Raw genomic sequence first — 19,386 nt, 5'->3', positions numbered from 1 at the left:
ACATGAGCCTTGAGACCTGGGCCGGCTTCGTCGCCGCCACGCTGGTGATGCTGGCCATTCCCGGCCCGACCATCCTGCTGGTGATCGGCCAGTCGCTCGGCGCTGGGCGGCGGCATGCGCTGCCGCTGGTGGCCGGGGTCGCGCTCGGGGATCTCACGGCCATGTCGTTGTCCCTGGCGGGGCTGGGGGCGGTCATGGCCGCCTCCGCCCTGCTGTTCACCGCCTTCAAATGGGCGGGGGCGGCCTATCTGGTGTGGCTGGGCGTGAAGCTGTGGCGCGCGCCCGTCACGGCGGGCGCCGTGCCGCCCATGACCGGGCGGCGCGCGATGCGCGATGCCTATGTCGTGACGGCGCTGAACCCGAAATCCATCGCCTTCTTCGTGGCCTTCGTCCCGCAGTTCGTGGATGCGGGGGCGCCCTTCCTGCCGCAGGCGGTGGTGCTGGTCGCCACCTTCGTCAGCCTGGCGGCGGTGAATGCGCTGGCCTATGCGCTGCTGGCCGGGCGCCTCTCCGGCGCCGTCACGCGGCCGGGGGTGCGGCGCTGGTTCAACCGGCTGGGTGGTTCCGCGCTGATCGGCGCGGGTGTCGCCACCGCGGCCATGCGGCGGGCCTGACCATGGCGGCACCCAGCTTCACCGCCACCACGCGCGGCATCACCGTCTCCGTCCAGGCCTTCTACCTGGAGGACCAGTCGGAGCCGGAAAAGGGCCAGTTCGTCTGGGCCTATCGGGTGCGGATCGTGAATGGCGGCACCGCCACGGCGCAGTTGCTGAAGCGCACCTGGCTGATCACCGACGGCCAGGGCCGCCAGCAGCGCGTGCACGGCGACGGGGTGGTGGGCGAACAGCCGGTGCTCGAACCCGGAGAGGCCTTCGAATACACCTCCGGCACGCCGCTCGCGACGCCCTCGGGCTTCATGCGCGGCATGTACCACATGGTGGATACCGGCAGCGGCGAGCCCTTCGATGTGGTGATCCCCGCCTTCAGCCTGGATTCACCACATGAGCCGCACGGGGTGCATTAAAGGAATCTTCTTTTTCTGCAGAAAAAGAAGCAAAAAGACTTTTGTGGGTTTTAATAATCAAAAATTTTTTGGTTCTTTTTTATAGAAAAGAACATTCATCTTTCAGTCTTCACGAACACCGCCAGCATCGCCGGCAGCAGCAGCATCACGCAGCCCAGCGAGTAGATCAGCGACACGCCCAGCACCACGCCCATGCTGGCCGTGCCGGGGTGCGGCGAGATGGCCAGCGCCCCGAAGGCCGTGGCGTTGGTCACGGCGGAATAGATCACCGCGCGGTTCAGGGGGCTGGCCAGCAGGTTGCGTTCGCCGCGCACCCAGGCCGTGACGTAGTAGATGTCATAGGCGACCCCCATGCCGAACAGCAGCGGCAGGGCGATGATGTTGGCCAGGTTCAGGTCCGGGCCGAATAGCGCACAATGGGCCAGGGTCATCAGCCCGGCGATGGCCAGCGGCGCGATGGCCAGCAGCGACAGCTTCAGGCTGCGCAGCTGCACCACCAGCAGCGCCAGCACCGCCACCACGGCGATGACGCCCGCCACCAGGAAGGCCTTCTGCACCGTCTCGGAGGAAGCGGCCGTGGAGATGGCGGCACCGCTGGCCTCGGGGGCCACGCGCTGCACGGCGTTGGCGAAGGCGCGCATGGCATCGCCGTTATGGCCCTGGATGCGGGGCGCGATCTCGACGCGCGCGCGGCCATCGGCCGCGATCCAGTCGGCGCGCAGGTCGGCCGGCAGGCTTTCCAGCGTGACCTCCTGCGCCGAGAGCAGCGCATTGACCTGCCGCAGCGTGGTGCGCAGCCCGGGCAGCAGGGCCAGGGACAGGGCCTCCCGCTGCGACGGGTGGGCATCGGCCAGCCGGATGAAGGCGGCACCCAGCCGGCGGGCATCGCGCGCGGCCTGGCTGTCGCCCTGGGCCCCGTGCAACGCGGCCCCGGCACGGGACAGCGCGGCCGCCACATCGGCATCGCTGGGCGCGGGGCCCGGCGGGGTGGCCAGGGTCGGGCCGATCAGCATGGCCGCATCCTGGATGATGGCCAGCTTCTCGGGCTGCTGTTCCGGGATGAAGCTGCGCAGGGTCAGCACGCGGCCGACCTCGGGCAGGGCCTCCAGCCGGCGGGCCAGGGCCTGGGCGGCGTCCAGGTTCGGCGCCAGCGCGTCCAGCGTGTTGGGGTTGGTATCGATGCTGTTCATCAGCTCGATGAAGGTGCTGACCGATTCCTTGCCCGGGTCACGCAGGTTGATGGGGTCGGTGTCGAAACGCAGCCAGGGCAGGATGGCGATGCAGGCCACGGCCAGCAGCGCGGCGAAGCCCGTCACCGCCTTGGACCGCCGCAACAGGAAGGCATCGAGTGGCGCGAAGCCCGGATAGCCCACCTCGCGGCCCTCGGCCTCCGGCTTCATCAGCAGCATCAGGGCGGGCAGCAGCGTCATGGCCATCAGCCAGCCGATCAGCATGCCGACGCCCGAGATCAGCCCCAGCTCCCGCACGCCCAGATACTCGGTGGGGATGAAGGCGAAGAAGGACAGGGTGCAGGACATGGCGGCCAGCGTCATGCCGGGGCCCGCCACGCGCGCGGCCTGCATCAGGGCAGGGGCCAGGGCGCCGGCGGCCTTGCGCTCCGCGCGATACTGCACGGAGAACTGGATGCCGAAATCCACGCCGAGCCCGATGAACAGCACGGCGAAGGCGATCGACAGCGGGTTGAACCGCCCCACCGCCAGCACGCCGAAGGCGGCCGTCCAGAACAGCCCGGCCACCACCAGGGCCATCAGCGGCAGGATCAGCCGCCAGCTGCGCAGCGCCATCCACAGCAGCAGCACGGTGAAGCCCAGAGACAGCACGACATTCTCGACCGCGCCTTCCGAGAGGGTGGAAAACTCCTCATCGGCCATCGGCACGCCGCCCGTGAGGCGGATGTCCACCCCGTTCAGCATCAGCGGCGCCGCGGCGGCCCTGATGGCATCCGTCGCGCTGCCGCCGGCGGCAAGGTGCGAGAAATCCAGCACCGGCTGCACCAGCACGAAGCGCCGTGTCTCCAGCGATCCGGGCTCGCGGCCGGTCATCATCCGGGTCCAGTCGGGTTCGGAGACCTCACCGCGCAGCGCGGCCTCGGCGGAGCGCGCGAAGGCCGAGAGCGGGCCGGCCAGCGGCTCCAGCGTGGTGTCGCCGCGCGATACCCCCTCCATGGCGGTGCGCAGCAGGTCGGCCACGCCACGGATGGACGGGTCGGCCGCCAGCGTGCCCAGCAGGGGCTGCGCCTCGATCAGTCGGTCCGCGAGGGACTGGACCTCGGGCAGGTCCAGGAACAGGCCCGCGCTGCGCTCGAAGAAGGGGCCGGCATCCGGGCGGCGGACCACCCGGAACAGGTCCTGCCGGGCGCGCAGCCGGGTGGCCAGTTCCTCGGCCGCGCGGTCGGCGGCGGCACCCGTTGGGCCATCCACCACGACGGCGATCAGGTCGTCGCGCCGGGGGAAGGCCTGGGACAGCGCGCGTTCCGTCTGGCGCCAGGCCAGATCCTGCGGGAACAGCAGCGACACGTCGGAGGTGAGCTGGAAGCGGGTGGCCGTCAGCCAGCCCGCACCCACGGTGAGCACGACATAGGCGAGCACCATGAGCTTGGCATGACGCAGGCTGAAGCCGACCAGGGCGGCGACAGCGCGGGAGACGTAGGTATCAGGCTTCACGGTAGAAGATCAGGATCAGGCTGATGAAGATGAGGCAGCAGGGCCAGGTCCAGCGGCCGAGGCGCGCCAGCCAGCCGTCCGGCTCGCTGCGCAGTTCCACCCAGCGGGCACAGGCCGCGACCACGGCGGCCGCACCCAGCGGCAGGTGCGAGAGCTCGACCAGCAGCGCCTCGCGGATATTGGCGATGGCGTGGGTATGCGCCAGCAGCAGGAAGCCGCCGGCCGCCATCGAGAGCGGAAAGACATAGGCGGCCGCCGTGCGCTTGCCCGAGAGCCGCACCAGCCATTCCGACACCGCGAAGATCACCACCAGGAAGGAGAGCAGCTTGTGCTGCAACGCCTCCGGGTCACGCAGCGAATCGAGGAAGGAGATCTGGCCCATGGGCCAGGCCTCGGGGTCCGATCGCAGGAACAGAAACACAGCGAGGCCCATGAACAGCAAGGGCCAGTGCCGGGCCAATGGCACCCGGCGCGTGGCGTCCAGCAGGGCCGCGAGGCCCACGGCCAGCACGATGAAGCCCGCGATGTTGTGGTTGTACTCGCTCCAGGCCAGGTCGAAGGCGTTGCGCGGCGGCAGCAGCCCCTCGCCGGGGATGAAGGCCTGCGGGCGGTCCGGCGCCTGGCGGGCCTGGTATTCGGCGTCCAGCTGCGCCTGCAGGTTCGGGATCGCGAGATCCTCGTGGTTGGGCGAGACCAGGCGCGGGGCCTGGGGGGTGAAGCGGTCGACGATCTCGTGCCACTCCACGCGGTCGTCGGGCAGGTCCACGGCGGGCGGCACGCTGGTCAGGCTGGCGGCGATGCCGAAGATGCAGATGCCCGCGATCATCTCGCATTCGACGAAGCGGCGGACGCGGGGCAGCACGGTGGCCGCATGGCCGCGGGCGAAATGGTGCAGCAGCAGGAAATTGCCGAGGCCCAGCAGCAGCAGGAAGCCCATCAGGGCGGATTTGGTCAGGCTCATGGCGCCATAGGCGGTGCCGTACAGCCCCTCGGGCGTGCCGATATAACCCAGGTAGAAACCGATGATGCCGCCGATGATGCAGAGCACGCCTGCGGCCGCCAGCCCGGAATAACGCGTGCCCACGGCCTGCGCGGCCGCCGGCGCCCAGCCCAGCCGCAGCGCCGCCATGAAGGCAGGCAGCCCGCCCAGCCACAGCGCGGCACCCATCTGGTGCAGGAAGGTGGCCAGCAGCATGGGCCCGCGCGCTTCCTCACGCGCCATGGCGTGGCTGCCCAGCGCGGCGGAGGCCAGCATGCCGAGGGCCGCCAGCCCGAGCACCGCCATGCGCGGACCGCCCGGCGCGCCATGCGGCAGCAGCGCCAGCATGGCCAGCACCGTGAAGCCCAGCACCCCGGCACCCGAGAGCGCGAAACCCGCACCCAGCGCCTGCGCCAGCCCGACATCGAGCGAGCCCATCAGCGCGACCAGCCCCAGCGAGACCGCCAGCAGCGTGGCGCCCAGCGTGACCCAGCCGGCCCGCAGCCCGATGCGGCGCGCCGAATCGAGCATCAGCGCGGAGTCGCCCGGCTGGAATCGGGCCGCGAGCGGCGTCGCCAGCAGAAGGATGTAGAACAGCGTGCCGATGGTGACGCTGCGCGCGATTAGCGCCAGCGCCCGCAGCACCACCGAGAGGAAGCCGTAGAGGTCGAGGAACAGCTCCACGAGGCGTCAGGCCGCCACGGTGAACAGGACGTCGCCGCGGGTGATGTGCCCGTCCAGCGCCAGCACCTGCCAGCGGAAGCGCCAGTTGCCCGGTGCCAGGGGCTGGGTGGTGCCGGCCATTTCCGTGGCGGGAAGGCCTGCTTCCAGCTCCACCCGCACCTCATCGGCCGTGCCGCCGCCGCCGCGCCGGGCAGGGGCGATCAGGATCTGGCTGCGCTCGTGGTCGATGCGGCTGTTGAACAGGATGTGAATGCGAAGCGGCCCCGGTGGCACGGTGGCCCCGGCCGCCGGCTCGGATCGCCGCAGAATCGCATGGGCCCGCGCGGTGCCGGGAACGGCCAGCAGGAAGGGAGAGGCCATCACGGCGCGGCGGGCGATTTTGGGCATGGGCGGAAACTAGGGTCGCCCCCGCGCAGGTGCAACGGGGAGAAACCTTGCGAAAGCTTGCAGGAAGGCCATGTGCGGGAAGGTTTGGCGCTGCGGCGCCGCATGCTATAGGGCTGCACTTCGGTGCCGTCTCGCACCCAGGATTCCAGGAGCAACCCGCCGGATGGGTATTCCTCTTTCTCAGCAGGCCAAGGTCGCGGCCTATGTGCTCAAGCAGCAGCTGTCGGGGCGCAAGCGCTTCCCGCTCGTCCTCATGCTGGAGCCGCTGTTCCGCTGCAACCTGGCCTGCGCCGGCTGCGGCAAGATCGATTATCCGGACAAGATCCTGAACAAGCGCCTCACCGTCGAGGAAAGCCTGGGTGCCGCCGAGGAATGCGGCGCGCCGGTGGTGGCGATCGCGGGCGGTGAGCCGCTGCTGCACAAGGAAATGCCGGAGATCGTGAAGGGCCTGCTCGACCAGGGCCGCATCGTGATCCTGTGCACCAACGCCCTGCTGCTCGAAAAGCGCATGGACGACTACAAGCCGCACCCGCGCTTCATCTGGGACATCCATCTGGATGGCGACCGCGCCCAGCATGACTGGGCCGTGAGCCAGGAAGGCGTGTACGACCGCGCCGTGGCGGCCCTGAAGAAGGTGCGCGACAAGGGCTTCCGCACCGCCATCAACTGCACGCTGTTCAACAACGCCGATGCCGAGCGCACCGCGAAGTTCTTCGACGACGTGACGGCGATGGGCGTGGACAACATCATGCTGTCCCCCGGCTATTCCTATGAGCGCGCGCCGGACCAGAAGCACTTCCTGAACCGCCAGGCGACCAAGGAGCTGTTCCGCGACGTGCTGTCGCGCAACACCGGCGCCAAGGGCGGCAAGGCCAAGTGGCGCATGGGCAACAGCCCGCTGTTCCTGGACTTCCTGGCCGGCAACCAGTCCTACAACTGCACGCCCTGGGGCAACCCGACGCGCAACATCTTCGGCTGGCAGCGCCCCTGCTATCTGCTGGGTGAAGGCTATGCCAAGACCTATCAGGAGCTGATGGACACCACCGACTGGGACAAGTACGGCGTCGGCAACTACGAGAAGTGCGCCGATTGCATGGTCCATTCGGGCTTCGAGGCGACGGCCGCGATCGACGCGCTGAAGCACCCGATCAAGGCGCTGACCGCGCAGTTCCGCGGCCCCCGCACTGAGGGCCCGATGGCCCCCGAGATCGACCTGACCAAGCAGCGCCCGGCCGAATACGTGTTCAGCGGCCATGTGCAGAAGGTGATGGAAGACATCGCCCATGAGCCCGCGCGCGGCGCCAAGCATGGCGGCAGCGGCAAGCAGGTGGCGGCGGAGTAACACGCCGGAGGGGGGCGCCGGCCGCCCCCCTGTGCTATAGCCAGGGCATGCCCCCGCTTACCTTTCTCGACTGGCTGGCCTTCGCGGTCTTTGTGCTGTGCTGGGTGGTCTACGCCTATGTCGTGGACCGCATGCCGCGCATCCGCGCCCGCAGCGTGATCGCGGCGATGGACGAGCATCGCCGGCGTTGGATGATCGCCTCGCTGGGCCGGGACAACCGCATCGCGGACATCGCGACCATCGGCAACCTGATGTCCTCCACCTCCTTCCTCGCCTCCACCTCCATCTTCATCCTGGGCGGCCTGATGGCGCTGCTGGCGGCGCCCGATGTGGGGCGGCGGGTGGTGGCGGCGCTGCCCTGGGGCGAGGTGCCCAACGAGGCGATGTGGGAGGTGAAGATCGGCGTGCTGATCGTGATCTTCATCAACGCCTTCTTCGAGCTGACCTGGGCGTTCCGCCAGTTCAACTACACCAGCACGCTGGTGGTGGGGCTGCCGGTGGACACCCAGGCGATCGCGCGGGCCGAGGCGGCGGCGCGGGTGGTGAACCGGGGCGCCAAGCACTTCAATTCCGGCCTGCGCAGCTATTATTTCGGCCTGGCCGCGCTCGCCTGGATCATCCACCCGGTGGCGTTGATCATCGCCAGCCTGTTCGTGCTGTATGAGATCCACCGGCGGGAGTTCCGCTCGGTGGTGCGGGATGCGCTGCAGGCGCAGTAAGGCATTCTTCTTTTTCTGAAGAAAAAGAAGCAAAAAGACTTTGTGAGTTTCAGGCAGGCCCAAAGCTCACAAAAGTTTTTTGGTTCTTTTTTCCAAAAAAGAACATTACTCGAAGCTGATCTTCGGCCCTCTCGGCTTCGCTTCCCCGTTCAGCTTCCCCCACAGCCGCGCCGCGATGGCGCGGTAGTGCCCGGCCTCCTCGCTGTCGGGCTTGGCGGCCGCGATGGGCGTGCCGGCATCCGCCAGTTCCCGGATCGCCAGCTTCAGCGGCAGCGCGCCCAGGAACTCCGTGCCGAGGCGCTCGGCTTCCTTCTCCGCCCCGCCATGGCCGAAGATGTCGGCGCGGTGACCGCAATTCGGGCAGCAGTAGAAGCTCATGTTCTCGATCAGGCCGAGCACGGGCACGTTCACCTTCTCGAACATGCGCACGCCGCGCCGGGCGTCGATCAGCGCCACGTCCTGCGGCGTGGAGACGATGACCGCACCAGCCAGCGGCACCCGCTGGGACATGGTCAGCTGCGCGTCGCCGGTGCCCGGCGGCATGTCCACGACCATGATGTCGAGGTCGCCCCACTCCACCTGGCCCATCATCTGTTCCAGCGCGCCCATGACCATGGGGCCGCGCCAGACCATGGGGGTTTCCTGCTCGACCAGGAAGCCGATGGACATGGCCTTCAGGCCCCAGCGGTCGATCGGGTGGATGCGGCTGGCGGCGACGCGCGGCTTCTCCTGCGTGCCCAGCATCTGCGGCAGGGAGGGGCCGTAGATGTCGGCGTCCAGCAGCCCCACGCGCAGCCCCTGCGCGGCAAGGGAGACGGCCAGGTTCACCGCGGTGGTGGACTTGCCCACCCCGCCCTTGCCGGAGGCGACGGCCACGATGTGCTTCACGCCCGGCATCAGCATCGCCCCCTGGCCTGCGGGGGCGGGCTTGGCGGGCGCCTCGGCGGCGGGCTTATGGGCCGTCAGCACCACGGTAGCGGACAGCACGCCGGGCAGGGCGCCCACGGCGGCCTCGGCGGCGGCGCGCACCGCTTCCATTTCCCGCGCGCGTTCGCGCGGGACGGCGAGCGTGACCTGCACCAGCCCGTCGCGCAGCAGCACCGCCTCGACGAAGCCTGCCTCGACCAGCCCTTTGCCCGTTCCGGGGTCCTTCACCAGCGCCAGGGCCTGGCGTACCGCATGTTCCGACATCGGCGGGGTCCGTCTTCCGTTGAAAACTCTGTAATGCCGGGCAATATCCCCGACGCGGCAGAGATATGGACGCAAGCGCGTCGCAGCGCACCCCCCCAGGGTTCCCCTTGGCAGGTGGCGCATTGCGGTCGGCTAATCTAAACTCTTTGTCACGTTGGGTGCCGTCCGGTGCCCTCACTACTCAGGCTTCGCGGAGAAAACGACGCAGATGGCGTGGAATGATGGCGGGCAGAGCCCCTGGGGCAGCCCGCGCCCTCCTGGCAATCAGGGTGGGCCTTGGGGAAATCCCCCTCCGAACGGTGGGCCTGGAGGTGGCGGCCAGCGCCCGCCCGGCGGCCCCGGACCGGACCTGGAGGAGGCAATACGCCAGCTGCAGGACACCATCCGTCGTTTCCTTCCGCGCGGGTCGGGTGGCGGTCGCATGGTCGCGCTGGCGGCCGTGGCCGTCGTCGCGATCTGGGGCGCCTCGGGCTTCTATCGGGTGCAGCCGGATGAGCTGGGCGTGGTGATGCGCTTCGGCGCCTACAACCGTTCCGCGCAGCCGGGCCTGAACTACGCCATCCCCTGGCCGGTCGAGAGCGTGACGACCCCGCGCGTGACGCGCATCAACCGCGTCGATGTCGGCTTCCGGGCGGGCGGCGAGCAGCTGCAGCCCGGCCGCATGGGCAATGCCCGCGACGTGGCCGCCGAATCGCTGATGCTGACCGGCGACGAGAACATCGTGGACATCGACTTCGCCATCCATTGGCGCATCCGCGATGCCAGCGACTATCTGTTCAACACCCGCAACCCGGACGACACGGTGAAATCCGCCGCCGAATCGGTGATGCGCGAGGTGATCGGCCGCACCAACATCCAGGCCGCGCTGACCGAGGCGCGCGCCCAGATCGAGCTGGATGTCCGTCGCGGCACCCAGGCCGTGCTGGACCAGTACGGCGCGGGTATCGAGATCGTGCAGATCCAGATGCAGAAGGTCGACCCGCCGAACGCCGTGGTCGATGCCTTCCGCGACGTGCAGCGCGCCAATGCCGACCGCGAGCGCATGCGCAACGAGGCCGAGGCCTATCGCAACGACATCATCCCCCGCGCGCGTGGTGAGGCCGAGCGCATGCTGGCGGAGGCCCAGGGTTTCCGCGACAGCCAGGTCGCCCGTGCCCGAGGCGAGGCCGGCCGCTTCGCCGCCGTTCTGACGGCCTATACCCAGGCGCAGGACGTGACGTCGCGCCGCATCTATCTGGAAACCATGGAAGAGATCCTGCGCCGCAACCCGGTGGTGCTGGTGGATGACCGGCTGCAGGGCGTGGTGCCCTTCCTGCAGCTCGGCACGCCGCCGGCCGCCCGCGCGCCGGGCCCGGTGCCCGGCCAGGCCGCGCCCACCGCCGCCCCCGCGCTCATCCCGCAAACCCGCAACCCGGGGGTGACGCGATGAACCGCGCAGCCATCGCGGCCGGCGTCGTCGTCGTCGCCGTCATCGCCGCCTTTTCCGCCTTCTTCACCGTGCACCAGACCCAGCAGGTGCTGGTCACGCAGTTCGGCCAGCCCGTGCGCGTGATCAATGAGCCGGGCCTGCATGTGAAGATCCCGTTCGTGCAGGCCGTGATCGCCTTCGATGCCCGCCTGCTGGACTATGAGGCGCCGGGCGAGGAAGTGATCCTTTCCGACCAGCGCCGCCTGATCGTGGACAGCTTCACCCGCTATCGCATCACCGACCCGCTGGTGTTCTTCCAGACCGCCGGCCAGGCCGAGATGGGCATCCGCGGCCGCCTGTCCTCCATCGTCAGCTCCTCCCTGCGGCGCGTGCTGGCCAGCGAGCCGCTGCTCTCCGTGCTGTCCTCCGACCGCGCCCGCGTGATGGGCGAGATCCGCCGACAGGTGAATGAGGAAGCCCGCCGCTTCGGCATCGAGGTGGTGGACGTCCGCATCCGCCGCACGGACCTGCCGGACGAAAACACCCAGGCCATCCTGGCGCGCATGCAGTCCGAGCGTGAGAAGGTCGCGCGCGAGACCCGCGCCGAGGGTGCCGAGGTTTCCGCCCGCATCCGTGCCCAGGCCGAGCGCGACCGCACCGTGCTGCTTGCGGAAGCCGAGGGCCAGGCCAACATCCTGCGCGGTACCGGTGAGCAGGAAGCCATCGGCATCTTCGCCGAGAGCTTCAACCGCAACCCGGAGTTCTTCCAGTTCTGGCGCACCATGCAGGCCTACCGGGAGGTGTTCTCGAACGGTGAGGCGCGTATGGTGCTGACCCCTGACAGCGACTTCTTCCGTTATCTGCGGCAGATGCCGGCCCCTTCGGCCCCGCGCTGAAACATTAAAGATACTGTTTGTTCCCGGGGGTGACGCTCCCGTCATCCCCGGGAGACTTTACGGCGTTACGGTTCATACCATCGGGTCGAAAGCCCGTTCACTGAGATCGGGCCGAAAGGCCAGTCACACCGAGGTGCCCATGCGTCTCTCCGCCGCCATTCTCGCCGCGAGCCTGGCTATCCCAGCCTTCTCGCCCCCCACCGTGCTGGCCCAGACCGCCACGCCCGCCGTGCCCCCCGCAGCCGCCCCCCCGGCGGCCGGCGCGGAGAACGTGCCCGCCGGCCGTCCCGACAGTTTCGCCCCGCTCGCGCGCCGGCTGCTGCCGGCGGTGGTCAACGTCTCCACCACCATCGGCGGCGCGCCGGTGCGTCCGGGTGGGCCCGGTGCCCGCCCCAACGCGCCGGATATGCCCCAGGCCCCGCCAGGCAGCCCCTTCGAGGAATTCTTCCGCGACTTCTTCAACCGGAACCGCCCGGGCGATGAAGGCCCCGGCGGCCAGGGCCCGGGCAGCCAGGGCCCCGGTGGCCCCGGCGCCCCCGGCCCGCAGGGCCGTCGCGGCAACTCTCTGGGTTCGGGCTTCATCATCGATGCCTCGGGCATCGTCGTGACGAACAACCACGTCATCGACGGCGCCAGCGAGATCAACGTGATCCTGCAGGACAACACGACGCTGCGCGCCGAGCTGATCGGCACCGACCCGCGCACCGACCTTGCGGTGCTGCGCGTGCGCGCCAACCGGCCGCTGCCCTTCGTCCCCTGGGGCGATAGCGACACTTCCGAGGTGGGCGACTGGGTGCTGGCCATCGGCAACCCCTTCGGCCTGGGCGGCACCGTGACGGCGGGCATCGTCTCGGCCCGTGGCCGTGACATCCGCCAGGGCCCCTTCGACGACTTCATCCAGACGGATGCGGCCATCAACCGCGGCAACTCCGGTGGCCCGCTGTTCAACATGCGCGGCGAGGTGGTGGGCATCAACACCGCCATCTATTCGCCGAGCGGCGGCTCCATCGGCATCGGCTTCTCCATCCCGTCCAACCTGGCGCGCGGCATCACGCGGCAGTTGGCCGAGGGCGGGCGCGTGCGTCGCGGCTGGCTGGGCGTGAACATCCAGCAGGTGACGGACGAGATCGCCGAGAGCCTGAACCTGCGCGACGGCACCCGCGGTGCGCTGGTGGCCCGCGTGCAGGAAGGCACGCCCGCGGCCGAGGCGGGCATCCGCAACGGCGACGTGGTGCTGCGCTTCAACAACCAGGAAGTGCGCGACATGCGCAGCCTGCCGCGCATCGTGGCCGAGACCTCCGTCGGCACCCGTGCCCCGGTGGTGCTGTGGCGCGACGGGCGCGAGGTGACGGTGAACGTCACGCTGGGCGAACTGCCGCCCGAGCAGCAGCTGGCCTCGGCCGAGCAGCGCGCCGTGCCGCAGCCCGGCCGCCCCACGGAGATCACGGGCCTTGGCCTGCGCGTGGCCGGCATCACGCCGGAACTGCGTGAGCGCCTGCGCCTGCGCCCCGACCAGCGCGGCGTGGCCGTGGTGGAAGTGGCCCCGAACTCGCCGGCCGCAGAGCGTGAGATCCGCCCGGGCGACATCATCCTGGAAGTGCAGCAGGAACGCGTGGGCACCCCGCAGGAACTGACGGAGCGGGTGGAACGCCTGCGCCGCCAGGGCCGGGGCACCGCGCTGTTCCTGGTGGAAAGCCAGAACGGGCAGCGGTTCGTGCCGCTGCGGCTGGGGCGGTAAACGGCGGGGGCTTAGCCCCCGGAGCCCCCAGTGGGGAAAAGCAGTCAGGGGCGCTGCCCCTGACGACCCCGCCAGGACCGAACTCGGTCCTGGACCGAGACAAGTTTGGCGCCCTGCCTGCGAAGGTGGGGCGCCATTTTATTGACCGGGCCGCTACGGTCCTGGCGGGGTCTGGGGCAAAGCCCCGGCGTCACGCCTTCCGCATCACCATCGGCAGCGCATCCCCCGGCCGCAGGGTCAGCCGGCTGACCGGGGCCACCTTGTGCCCGGGTTTCAGCCTGGGGGCGGCATGCTGGGCCAGGGTCGCCAGGCAGATCACCGTCTCCACCATGCCGAATTGCTGCCCGGTGCAGACGCGCGGCCCGATGGCGAAGGGCACATAGCCGTAGCGCGGCGGCGAGGCATCGAGGAAGCGCGCCGGCCTGAAGGTATCGGGCGCATCCCACAGCTTCGGGTTCCGGTGCAGCAGCCAGGGCACGACCAGCACCAGGGAGCCCTTGGGCACCGGCCTGCCGGCCAACTCGCCGTCCTCCAGCGCCTCGCGCGCCAGGACGGGCACGGGCGGATAGAGGCGCAGGCTTTCCTCGATCACCGCGCGGGCGAAGGGCAGCGAATCGACATCCTCCAGCGTGGCGCTGCGGCCGCCCAGCACTGCCTTGGCCTCATCGGCCAGGCGCTGCGCATCGGCCGATGACTGTGAGAGCAGGTACCAGGACCAGGCCATGGTGTTCGCCGTGGTCTCATGCCCGGCCATGAACAGGGTCGCGGCCTCGTTGCGCAGGGCCCAGGGCTCCATGGCCTGCAGCGCGGACAGGGCGCGGACGAGCGAGGCCTCCCCCACATCCGGGGCGGCGAGGACGGCGGCGATCAGCTCATCCAGCACGGCGTGGATGCGCCGTGCCTCTCGCCGGGTGCCGAATCCCTGCAGGCTTGAGATCGCCTCGGGCAGGTTCAGCATGGCGCCGAGCGCGGTCTGGCCCACCCGCGCCTGATAGGCGGAGAAGGCATGCACCACCGTCTCGGCGGAGGCGCTGCCCAGCGCGCGGCCGAACAGGGTGCGGCAGATGACCTCGGCGGTCATGCGCGCCATTTCCTCCAGCGCGTCGATCTCGGCCCCGTCGGGCAGGGCGCGCCAGCGATCGGCCCATTCGCCGGCGACTTCCGTCATCACGGGCGCCAGTTCCCGCATGCGGGAGGCATGGGTGACGGGCGCGACCGCGCGGCGGCGCTGGCGCCAGGTCTCGCCCTCGGAGACGAACAGCCCGTCGCCCAGCAGGGGCTCCAGCGCATAGCGTTGCTGGGGGGATTTGCGGTGGAAGGTCTCGGCCTTCTCGACGAAGGCCTCACGCACCGTATCGGGCGAATTGCACACGAAGATCCGCCGCCGGAGGATCTTGGTGGCGAAGAAGTCAGAGGCGAAATGCCCCTTCATCCAGACATCGAGCATGCTGCGCCGGAACAGCGCGATGCTGCGCAGCAGGGACGGGCGCTTTTCCAGGCGCGGCGGATGGGGCGGGATGAATTCTTCCGCCATCTGGTCGCTCATGCGGCGCGGGTCTCCGGCTGATGGGCGAGCATACACCGATCCTGCACCGCGAAACGAGAAGGGCCCCGGCTTTCGCCAGGGCCCCCGATTCTCGTCTCAGAAGGACGGTTCTCAGAACTTCCAGGTCAGCGAGCCGAGGGCGCGGGCGCGGCAGATGTTCTGCCCGCCGCCGCATTCGGCGCGGCTGATGTTGGTGTCGTAGTAGCCCACGGCCGCCGTCACGGTGCCGAAGCTGCCCAGGTCGATCGGGCGGGACAGCACGATGTTCCAGTTCGCGTAGTCGGGCGTGCCGAAGCGCGGGTTGCGCTCGATCCACTGGTAGCCGACGCGGGCGCCGACCATCAGGCCGAACAGGCCGGTGTTCCAGTCGCCGCCGCCCTCGACGTAGACGCCGGTGCCCGAGGAACCGAAGTAGTTGGGCGAGATCGCGATCTGCCCGGCGAGCGTCACGGGGCCGACTTCATGCGTCGCCTTGCCGATGAACTCGAAGTAGTTGATCGGGAACTGGCCGTCACGACGGTTGAAGTTGTGATAGGTGTACCAGGACACGCCCAGGTCGAAATTGGTGTTCAGCGCGGTGAAGCGGTAGCCGGCCAGCGCGTCGACTTCGGCGCGGGGCGTATAGCCCAGGAAATCCACGTTCGAGATGAAGGTGCCGATGTAGAAACCCGAGCTGTGCGACAGCTCAAGGGAGCCCTGACCGGCGACGCGGCTGCGCGTCTGGCTGATGCCGCGGAACAGGTAGTCGCTCTGGAAGCCCAGCGTGCCACCGATGGTGAGGCCCGTTTCGCCGATGGCGGTCTGGGCGGCTGCCGGCTTCGCCAGCATGGCTGGGACCAGGAGCGAAAGCGCCAGGGCGGCGGTGCGTAGCAACATTAGGTCGTCGTCCTTCCTCGTCGCGGGCGCCGTCTGCGCCTGCGTATGCATGACGTCGCTACCATGCGTGCAGCTGCCAATGGAGCAGGCAGTTTCGGGCAAAGTGACGTCGAGGTGAGGTCTTAGTGGAGGTTGTGTTAAAAACGGCACCATTTCTGAGTACGAAAGCATAAAAAACGAGCAAAAATTCAGTGATATTTTACGGCTGTGTTAGCTAGATCGGCTCGATGCGAAGGATCATGCCCTCATCCGCATCAACCAGCACGTGTCCTGAACCCTCCTGGTTGAAGACCAGGAGTCGCACCCGGTGCTCATTCCACAGCAGCCTTTCCTCCGCGCCGGGCCGGTCGCCCTGCATGGCGATGCGCAGCAGGCCGGGCGTGTTCTGGCAGCACATGAAGGCGCTGCCGCGCCACCCGGTGATCCGCCCGTCCATCGGCCCGAAGGCGAGCCCCGAGGGGCTGATCGCCGGAACCCAGGCGCGCAGCGGCGGTTCCATCCCCGGAGCCTCCGCCCGGTTGCTGATGATGGTTCCGTCGTAGTTCCGGCCATGGCTGACGACCGGCCAGCCATAGTTCAGCCCGGGGCGGATCAGGTTCAGCTCATCCCCGCCCAGCGGGCCGAACTCCGCCACGAACAGGCTGCCGGTCGTGGGGCTGAAGGCGATGCCCTGCGGGTTGCGGTGGCCATAGCTCCAGATCTCCGGCCGGGCGCCCGCCCGGCCGGCAAAGGGATTATCCGCCGGCACGCGCCCTTCGGCCGTCAGCCGCAGCACCTTGCCCGCCAGGTCACTGAGGGATTGGGCGCGGGCGCGGTTCTCGTTGCGCTCGCCCGTCGTCAGGAACACGTGCCGGCCATCGGGGCTGACGGCGATGCGCCCGCCATAATGGATGCGCCCGCGCGACTGGGCGGGTGCCGCATCCAGCACGGCGGTCACATCCTCCAGCCGGGTGCCGTCAGCCGACAGCCGTGCCGAGGACAGCCGCGTCAGCGCCCCGCCCGCCACCAGCGTGGCGGTGCTGAGCCAGATCCGGCGGCTGGAGGCGAAGTCGGCGGCCAGCTTCACGTCCAGCAGCCCGCCCTGGCCCGCGGCCTCCAGCGGCGGCAGGTTGCTGATGGGCGGGCCCGCCCGGCCATCGGGGGAGATCAGCCGCAGCCTTCCCTCGCGCTCCGTCACCAGCATGCGGCCGTCGGGCAGGAAGGCCGCACCCCAGGGGTGGGACAGGCCGCCGCACCATTTGCTGACGCGCAGGCGCCCGGCCTGGGTCTGAATGGTGACGGACTGGGCATGGGCCCGATGAACAGTGGCCAGGCTGGGGCTGGCCAGAAGCAGGGCACGGCGGGTCGACATGCCTGTCACATGGGAAGGATTCGGCACTTTCCCAGCTTGTCAGACCGTATGACCGGGAAAACACTGGCCCTGAAGGCTAACAGGAGCTCCGCCATGCCCAAGTTGCTGGATGAGGCACAGGTCGCGGCCTATCGGCGCGATGGTTTCGTCACCCCGATGCGCGCCGTCTCGGCCGAACAGGCGGAGAGCTGGCGTGCCCGCATGGCTGACAGCATCGCGGGCTTCGAGCGCGCCTTCCCCTCCGACCCCACGCGCCGGCAGCCGCCGCCCCGGCTGAAGCCCTATCTGCTGTTCCGCTGGGCGGCCGAGATCGTGCGCCACCCGGCCATCCTGGACGCGGTGGAGGACGTGATCGGCCCCGACATCCTGGTGTTCCACACCACGCTTTGGTGGAAGAAGGCCGGCACCGAGGGCTTCGTGCCCTGGCACCAGGACGGCACCTATTTCGGCCTGGCCCCGCATGAGCACGTCACCGCCTGGGTGGCGCTGACGCCCAGCACGCTGGAAAGCGGCTGCGTGACCATGCTGCCGGGCAGCCATCGCGAAGGGCAGATCGCCCATGTCGACGCGCCGGACCCGGCCATCATGCTGAGCCGCGGCCAGACCGTGAAGGTGGCGGTGGACGAGAGCCAGGGCGTGCCCGTGCAGCTGCAGCCGGGCGAGTTTTCCCTGCACGACACGATGGTGCTGCATGCCTCGGCGCCCAACCGGGCGGCGCATGACCGCATCGGGCTGGGCATCAGCTACATCCCGGCGCGCTGCTATCACACCGGGCCGACCAGGCTGTCGGCCACGCTGGTGCGCGGGGCGAACAGCCACAACCATTTCGACCTGGAAGCCGAGCCCAAGGCCGATATGGACGCCGGGGCGCTGGCGACCCATGCGGACAGCCTGGAGCGGTTCAGGAAGGCCAGCGAGACTATTCCGGAGATGTCGCTGGTGCATTGAGGGGCGTTGCCCCTCAAACTCCCCACCAGTGGGCTCTGCCCTCTGGACACCCGCCAGGACCGTAGCGGCCCTGGACCCCGGGGAGTTGGCACTGATCCTGCCAAGGCTTTTCTGGTTGATATTATAATAAAAATGGCGCCCTACCTGCGAAGATAGGGCGCCAAACTCATATCAGGTCCAGGAGATATTATCTCCTGGCGGGGGGCCAGGGGGCGGCGCCCCCTGGGGCACCTCAAATCCCCGGCGCCAGTTCCAGCGTCCCCAGCGCCTTTTCCAGCAGATGCCCCGCCGCCAGCACGCCCGCATCGTCGAAGGGCTTGCCGATGATCTGCGCCGCCACCGGAAGTTCCCCGGCGCCGAGGCCCGTGAACACGCTCATGGCCGGCCAGCCCAGGATGTTGCCGGGGATGGTGAAGCCCGGCTTTTCCAGCATGGCCCATTTCGGCACCTTGTCGATCGGCGGTGCCTCGCCCGGCGCCACGGCCGTGATCAGCAGGTCGCAGCCTTCGGTCGCGGCCTGGGTGCGCGCGATCAGCTCCAGCCGGCGCTTCTGGGCCGCGATGTAGTCCGCACCCGTCACCAGCCCGCCGAAGGCCAGCCGATGGCGCAGCCCCTCGCCGAACTTCTCGGGCGCGGTCTGCATGCGGGTCTCATGCACGGAATATGCCTCGGCCATCAGGATGACCCAGCCGGCGTTGTTGAACTCCTGCAGGGAAGGCAGGGTGACGTCCTTGATGATCGCGCCGGCCTCCTTCAGGGCGGCGATGGCGCGCTCGATGCCGGCCAGGGTCGCGGGGCTGACCGGGTTGTCCACCTCATGGAAGTGGCGGATCACGCCGATGGTCTTGCCCTTCACGCCCTGGTTCAGGGCGGCGGCGTAATCAGGGATCTCGACCTTGGCGCTGGCCGGGTCCGCCGGGTCGTGGCCGGCCATCGCCTGCAGCAGCAGCGCGCAATCCTCCGCCGTGCGGGCCATGGGGCCCGCGTGGTCCAGGGACTGCGCCAGCGGCAGGATGCCGGTGCGCGGGCACAGGCCATAGGTCGGCTTGATGCCGGCGATGCCGCACAGCGCGGAAGGCCCGCGGATGGAACCGCCCGTGTCGCTGCCGGTGCCGCCCATGATGATGCCGGCGGAAACGGCGGCGCCGGTGCCCGAGGAGGAACCGGCGGTGAAGTGCTTCGGGTTCCACGGGTTGTGGGCGGGCGGCCAGGGCAGGTCGAAGCTCGGCCCGCCGAAGGCGAACTCATGGGTGGCCAGCTTGCCGAGCGACACCACGCCCGCATCCGCCAGCCACTTCACGGTGGTGGCGTCCTCGGCCGGCACATGGTCGATGAACTGCGCCGAATGCGCGGTCGTCGGGATGCCGGCGGTGCAGTAGATGTCCTTGTGCGCGAAGGGGATGCCGTCCAGCGGGCCCTTCAGGCTGCCCGACATCTGTCGCGCCTCGGCAGCCTTCGCGGCGGCCAGCGCGGGTTCGGGCGTGATGCGGATGAAGGCCCAGATGGTGGAGTTCAGCGCCTCTGCCCGGGCCAGGCGTTCCTGGGCCAGTTCGACGGGCGAGAGGGTGCGCGCCGCGATCTGCTTCGCGGCGGCGGCGATTGTCAGGGGCATG

At 69.3% G+C, this 19,386-nt stretch carries 16 protein-coding genes; 8 read left to right on the top strand and 8 right to left on the bottom strand.

Annotated elements, in window-relative coordinates; genetic code table 11:
- The first annotated feature begins 2 nt into the window (after window positions 1-2).
- Both EOD42_RS15620 and apaG read left to right on the top strand, forming a co-directional pair.
- Window positions 3-614, top strand: coding sequence for a LysE family translocator (locus EOD42_RS15620; protein ID WP_127788488.1), 612 nt, complete (start codon window positions 3-5; stop codon window positions 612-614).
- 2 nt (window positions 615-616) lie between these two features.
- Window positions 617-1,024, top strand: coding sequence for a Co2+/Mg2+ efflux protein ApaG (gene apaG, locus EOD42_RS15615; RefSeq protein WP_127788487.1), 408 nt, complete (start codon window positions 617-619; stop codon window positions 1,022-1,024).
- 95 nt (window positions 1,025-1,119) lie between these two features.
- On the opposite strand, the gene EOD42_RS15610 is transcribed toward apaG, so the two are convergent.
- From EOD42_RS15610 to EOD42_RS15600, 3 genes are read right to left on the bottom strand one after another with little or no spacing between them, the layout of a single operon-like run.
- A complete protein-coding gene (locus EOD42_RS15610; RefSeq protein ID WP_127788486.1) occupies window positions 1,120-3,708 on the bottom strand; it encodes an MMPL family transporter in 2,589 nt (862 codons plus the stop codon).
- A complete protein-coding gene (locus EOD42_RS15605) occupies window positions 3,698-5,371 on the bottom strand; it encodes a copper resistance D family protein (RefSeq protein WP_127788485.1) in 1,674 nt (557 codons plus the stop codon). The genes EOD42_RS15610 and EOD42_RS15605 overlap by 11 nt, the downstream gene beginning before the upstream one ends.
- 6 nt (window positions 5,372-5,377) lie before the next feature.
- Window positions 5,378-5,758: a copper resistance CopC family protein gene (locus tag EOD42_RS15600; RefSeq protein ID WP_127788484.1), complete on the bottom strand. Its 381-nt coding sequence runs from the start codon at window positions 5,756-5,758 to the stop codon at window positions 5,378-5,380.
- 163 nt (window positions 5,759-5,921) lie between these two features.
- Between EOD42_RS15600 and hpnH the strand changes: the two genes are divergently transcribed.
- Both hpnH and EOD42_RS15590 read left to right on the top strand, forming a co-directional pair.
- Window positions 5,922-7,100, top strand: coding sequence for an adenosyl-hopene transferase HpnH (hpnH, locus tag EOD42_RS15595; RefSeq protein ID WP_127788483.1), 1,179 nt, complete (start codon window positions 5,922-5,924; stop codon window positions 7,098-7,100).
- 47 nt (window positions 7,101-7,147) lie between these two features.
- Window positions 7,148-7,819 (top strand): DUF599 domain-containing protein, encoded by a 672-nt coding sequence (locus EOD42_RS15590; RefSeq protein ID WP_127788482.1) that lies wholly within the window; start codon window positions 7,148-7,150, stop codon window positions 7,817-7,819.
- Between the two features lie 105 nt (window positions 7,820-7,924).
- Here EOD42_RS15590 and apbC read toward each other — a convergent pair whose 3' ends face one another.
- A complete protein-coding gene (apbC, locus tag EOD42_RS15585) occupies window positions 7,925-9,010 on the bottom strand; it encodes an iron-sulfur cluster carrier protein ApbC (RefSeq protein ID WP_127788481.1) in 1,086 nt (361 codons plus the stop codon).
- Between the two features lie 421 nt (window positions 9,011-9,431).
- Here apbC and hflK point away from each other — a divergent pair, with 421 nt between their 5' ends.
- The 3 genes from hflK to EOD42_RS15570 all read left to right on the top strand — a co-directional run bounded on the left by hflK (window position 9,432) and on the right by EOD42_RS15570 (window position 13,052).
- The gene (hflK, locus tag EOD42_RS15580) at window positions 9,432-10,439 is read left to right on the top strand and encodes an FtsH protease activity modulator HflK (protein ID WP_338069641.1); all 1,008 of its coding nucleotides are present in this window, start codon (window positions 9,432-9,434) and stop codon (window positions 10,437-10,439) included.
- On the top strand, window positions 10,436-11,314 hold the full coding sequence (hflC, locus tag EOD42_RS15575) for a protease modulator HflC (RefSeq protein WP_127788479.1): 879 nt from the start codon (window positions 10,436-10,438) through the stop codon (window positions 11,312-11,314). Before hflK ends, hflC begins: the two co-directional genes overlap by 4 nt.
- Window positions 11,315-11,453: 139 nt before the next feature.
- On the top strand, window positions 11,454-13,052 hold the full coding sequence (locus tag EOD42_RS15570; protein WP_127788478.1) for a DegQ family serine endoprotease: 1,599 nt from the start codon (window positions 11,454-11,456) through the stop codon (window positions 13,050-13,052).
- Between the two features lie 190 nt (window positions 13,053-13,242).
- Here EOD42_RS15570 and EOD42_RS15565 read toward each other — a convergent pair whose 3' ends face one another.
- From EOD42_RS15565 to EOD42_RS15555, 3 genes are all read right to left on the bottom strand, one after another.
- A complete protein-coding gene (locus EOD42_RS15565) occupies window positions 13,243-14,598 on the bottom strand; it encodes a cytochrome P450 (RefSeq protein WP_164867960.1) in 1,356 nt (451 codons plus the stop codon).
- 111 nt (window positions 14,599-14,709) lie between these two features.
- On the bottom strand, window positions 14,710-15,474 hold the full coding sequence (locus tag EOD42_RS15560) for a TorF family putative porin (protein WP_164867959.1): 765 nt from the start codon (window positions 15,472-15,474) through the stop codon (window positions 14,710-14,712).
- Between the two features lie 214 nt (window positions 15,475-15,688).
- Window positions 15,689-16,825 (bottom strand): PQQ-dependent sugar dehydrogenase, encoded by a 1,137-nt coding sequence (locus EOD42_RS15555; RefSeq protein WP_127788476.1) that lies wholly within the window; start codon window positions 16,823-16,825, stop codon window positions 15,689-15,691.
- 93 nt (window positions 16,826-16,918) lie between these two features.
- Between EOD42_RS15555 and EOD42_RS15550 the strand changes: the two genes are divergently transcribed.
- Window positions 16,919-17,773, top strand: a complete 855-nt coding sequence (locus tag EOD42_RS15550; protein ID WP_164867958.1) for a phytanoyl-CoA dioxygenase family protein — start codon at window positions 16,919-16,921, stop codon at window positions 17,771-17,773.
- A gap of 232 nt (window positions 17,774-18,005) precedes the next feature.
- Here the strand turns inward: EOD42_RS15550 and EOD42_RS15545 are convergent, their stop codons facing one another.
- Window positions 18,006-19,385, bottom strand: a complete 1,380-nt coding sequence (locus EOD42_RS15545; protein WP_127788474.1) for an amidase — start codon at window positions 19,383-19,385, stop codon at window positions 18,006-18,008.
- Window position 19,386: the final 1 nt, after the last annotated feature.

It is taken from the genome of Rhodovarius crocodyli, from assembly GCF_004005855.1.
GTDB lineage: Bacteria > Pseudomonadota > Alphaproteobacteria > Acetobacterales > Acetobacteraceae > Rhodovarius > Rhodovarius crocodyli.
Note: the sequence above shows the minus strand (reverse complement) of the source record. Positions and strands in the feature narration are given on the sequence as shown.

What these genes read in the sequence shown, in the direction of transcription:
- hflC (WP_127788479.1), top strand. Translation starts at nt 10,436, where the DNA reads ATGAACCGCGCAGCCATCGCGGCCGGCGTCGTCGTCGTCGCCGTCATC.
- apaG (WP_127788487.1), top strand. Translation starts at nt 617, where the DNA reads ATGGCGGCACCCAGCTTCACCGCCACCACGCGCGGCATCACCGTCTCC.
- EOD42_RS15560 (WP_164867959.1), bottom strand. Translation starts at nt 15,474, where the DNA reads ATGTTGCTACGCACCGCCGCCCTGGCGCTTTCGCTCCTGGTCCCAGCC.
- EOD42_RS15565 (WP_164867960.1), bottom strand. Translation starts at nt 14,598, where the DNA reads ATGAGCGACCAGATGGCGGAAGAATTCATCCCGCCCCATCCGCCGCGC.
- EOD42_RS15550 (WP_164867958.1), top strand. Translation starts at nt 16,919, where the DNA reads ATGCCCAAGTTGCTGGATGAGGCACAGGTCGCGGCCTATCGGCGCGAT.
- EOD42_RS15545 (WP_127788474.1), bottom strand. Translation starts at nt 19,385, where the DNA reads ATGCCCCTGACAATCGCCGCCGCCGCGAAGCAGATCGCGGCGCGCACC.
- EOD42_RS15620 (WP_127788488.1), top strand. Translation starts at nt 3, where the DNA reads ATGAGCCTTGAGACCTGGGCCGGCTTCGTCGCCGCCACGCTGGTGATG.
- apbC (WP_127788481.1), bottom strand. Translation starts at nt 9,010, where the DNA reads ATGTCGGAACATGCGGTACGCCAGGCCCTGGCGCTGGTGAAGGACCCC.
- EOD42_RS15570 (WP_127788478.1), top strand. Translation starts at nt 11,454, where the DNA reads ATGCGTCTCTCCGCCGCCATTCTCGCCGCGAGCCTGGCTATCCCAGCC.
- hpnH (WP_127788483.1), top strand. Translation starts at nt 5,922, where the DNA reads ATGGGTATTCCTCTTTCTCAGCAGGCCAAGGTCGCGGCCTATGTGCTC.
- EOD42_RS15590 (WP_127788482.1), top strand. Translation starts at nt 7,148, where the DNA reads ATGCCCCCGCTTACCTTTCTCGACTGGCTGGCCTTCGCGGTCTTTGTG.
- EOD42_RS15600 (WP_127788484.1), bottom strand. Translation starts at nt 5,758, where the DNA reads ATGCCCAAAATCGCCCGCCGCGCCGTGATGGCCTCTCCCTTCCTGCTG.
- hflK (WP_338069641.1), top strand. Translation starts at nt 9,432, where the DNA reads ATGGTCGCGCTGGCGGCCGTGGCCGTCGTCGCGATCTGGGGCGCCTCG.
- EOD42_RS15555 (WP_127788476.1), bottom strand. Translation starts at nt 16,825, where the DNA reads ATGTCGACCCGCCGTGCCCTGCTTCTGGCCAGCCCCAGCCTGGCCACT.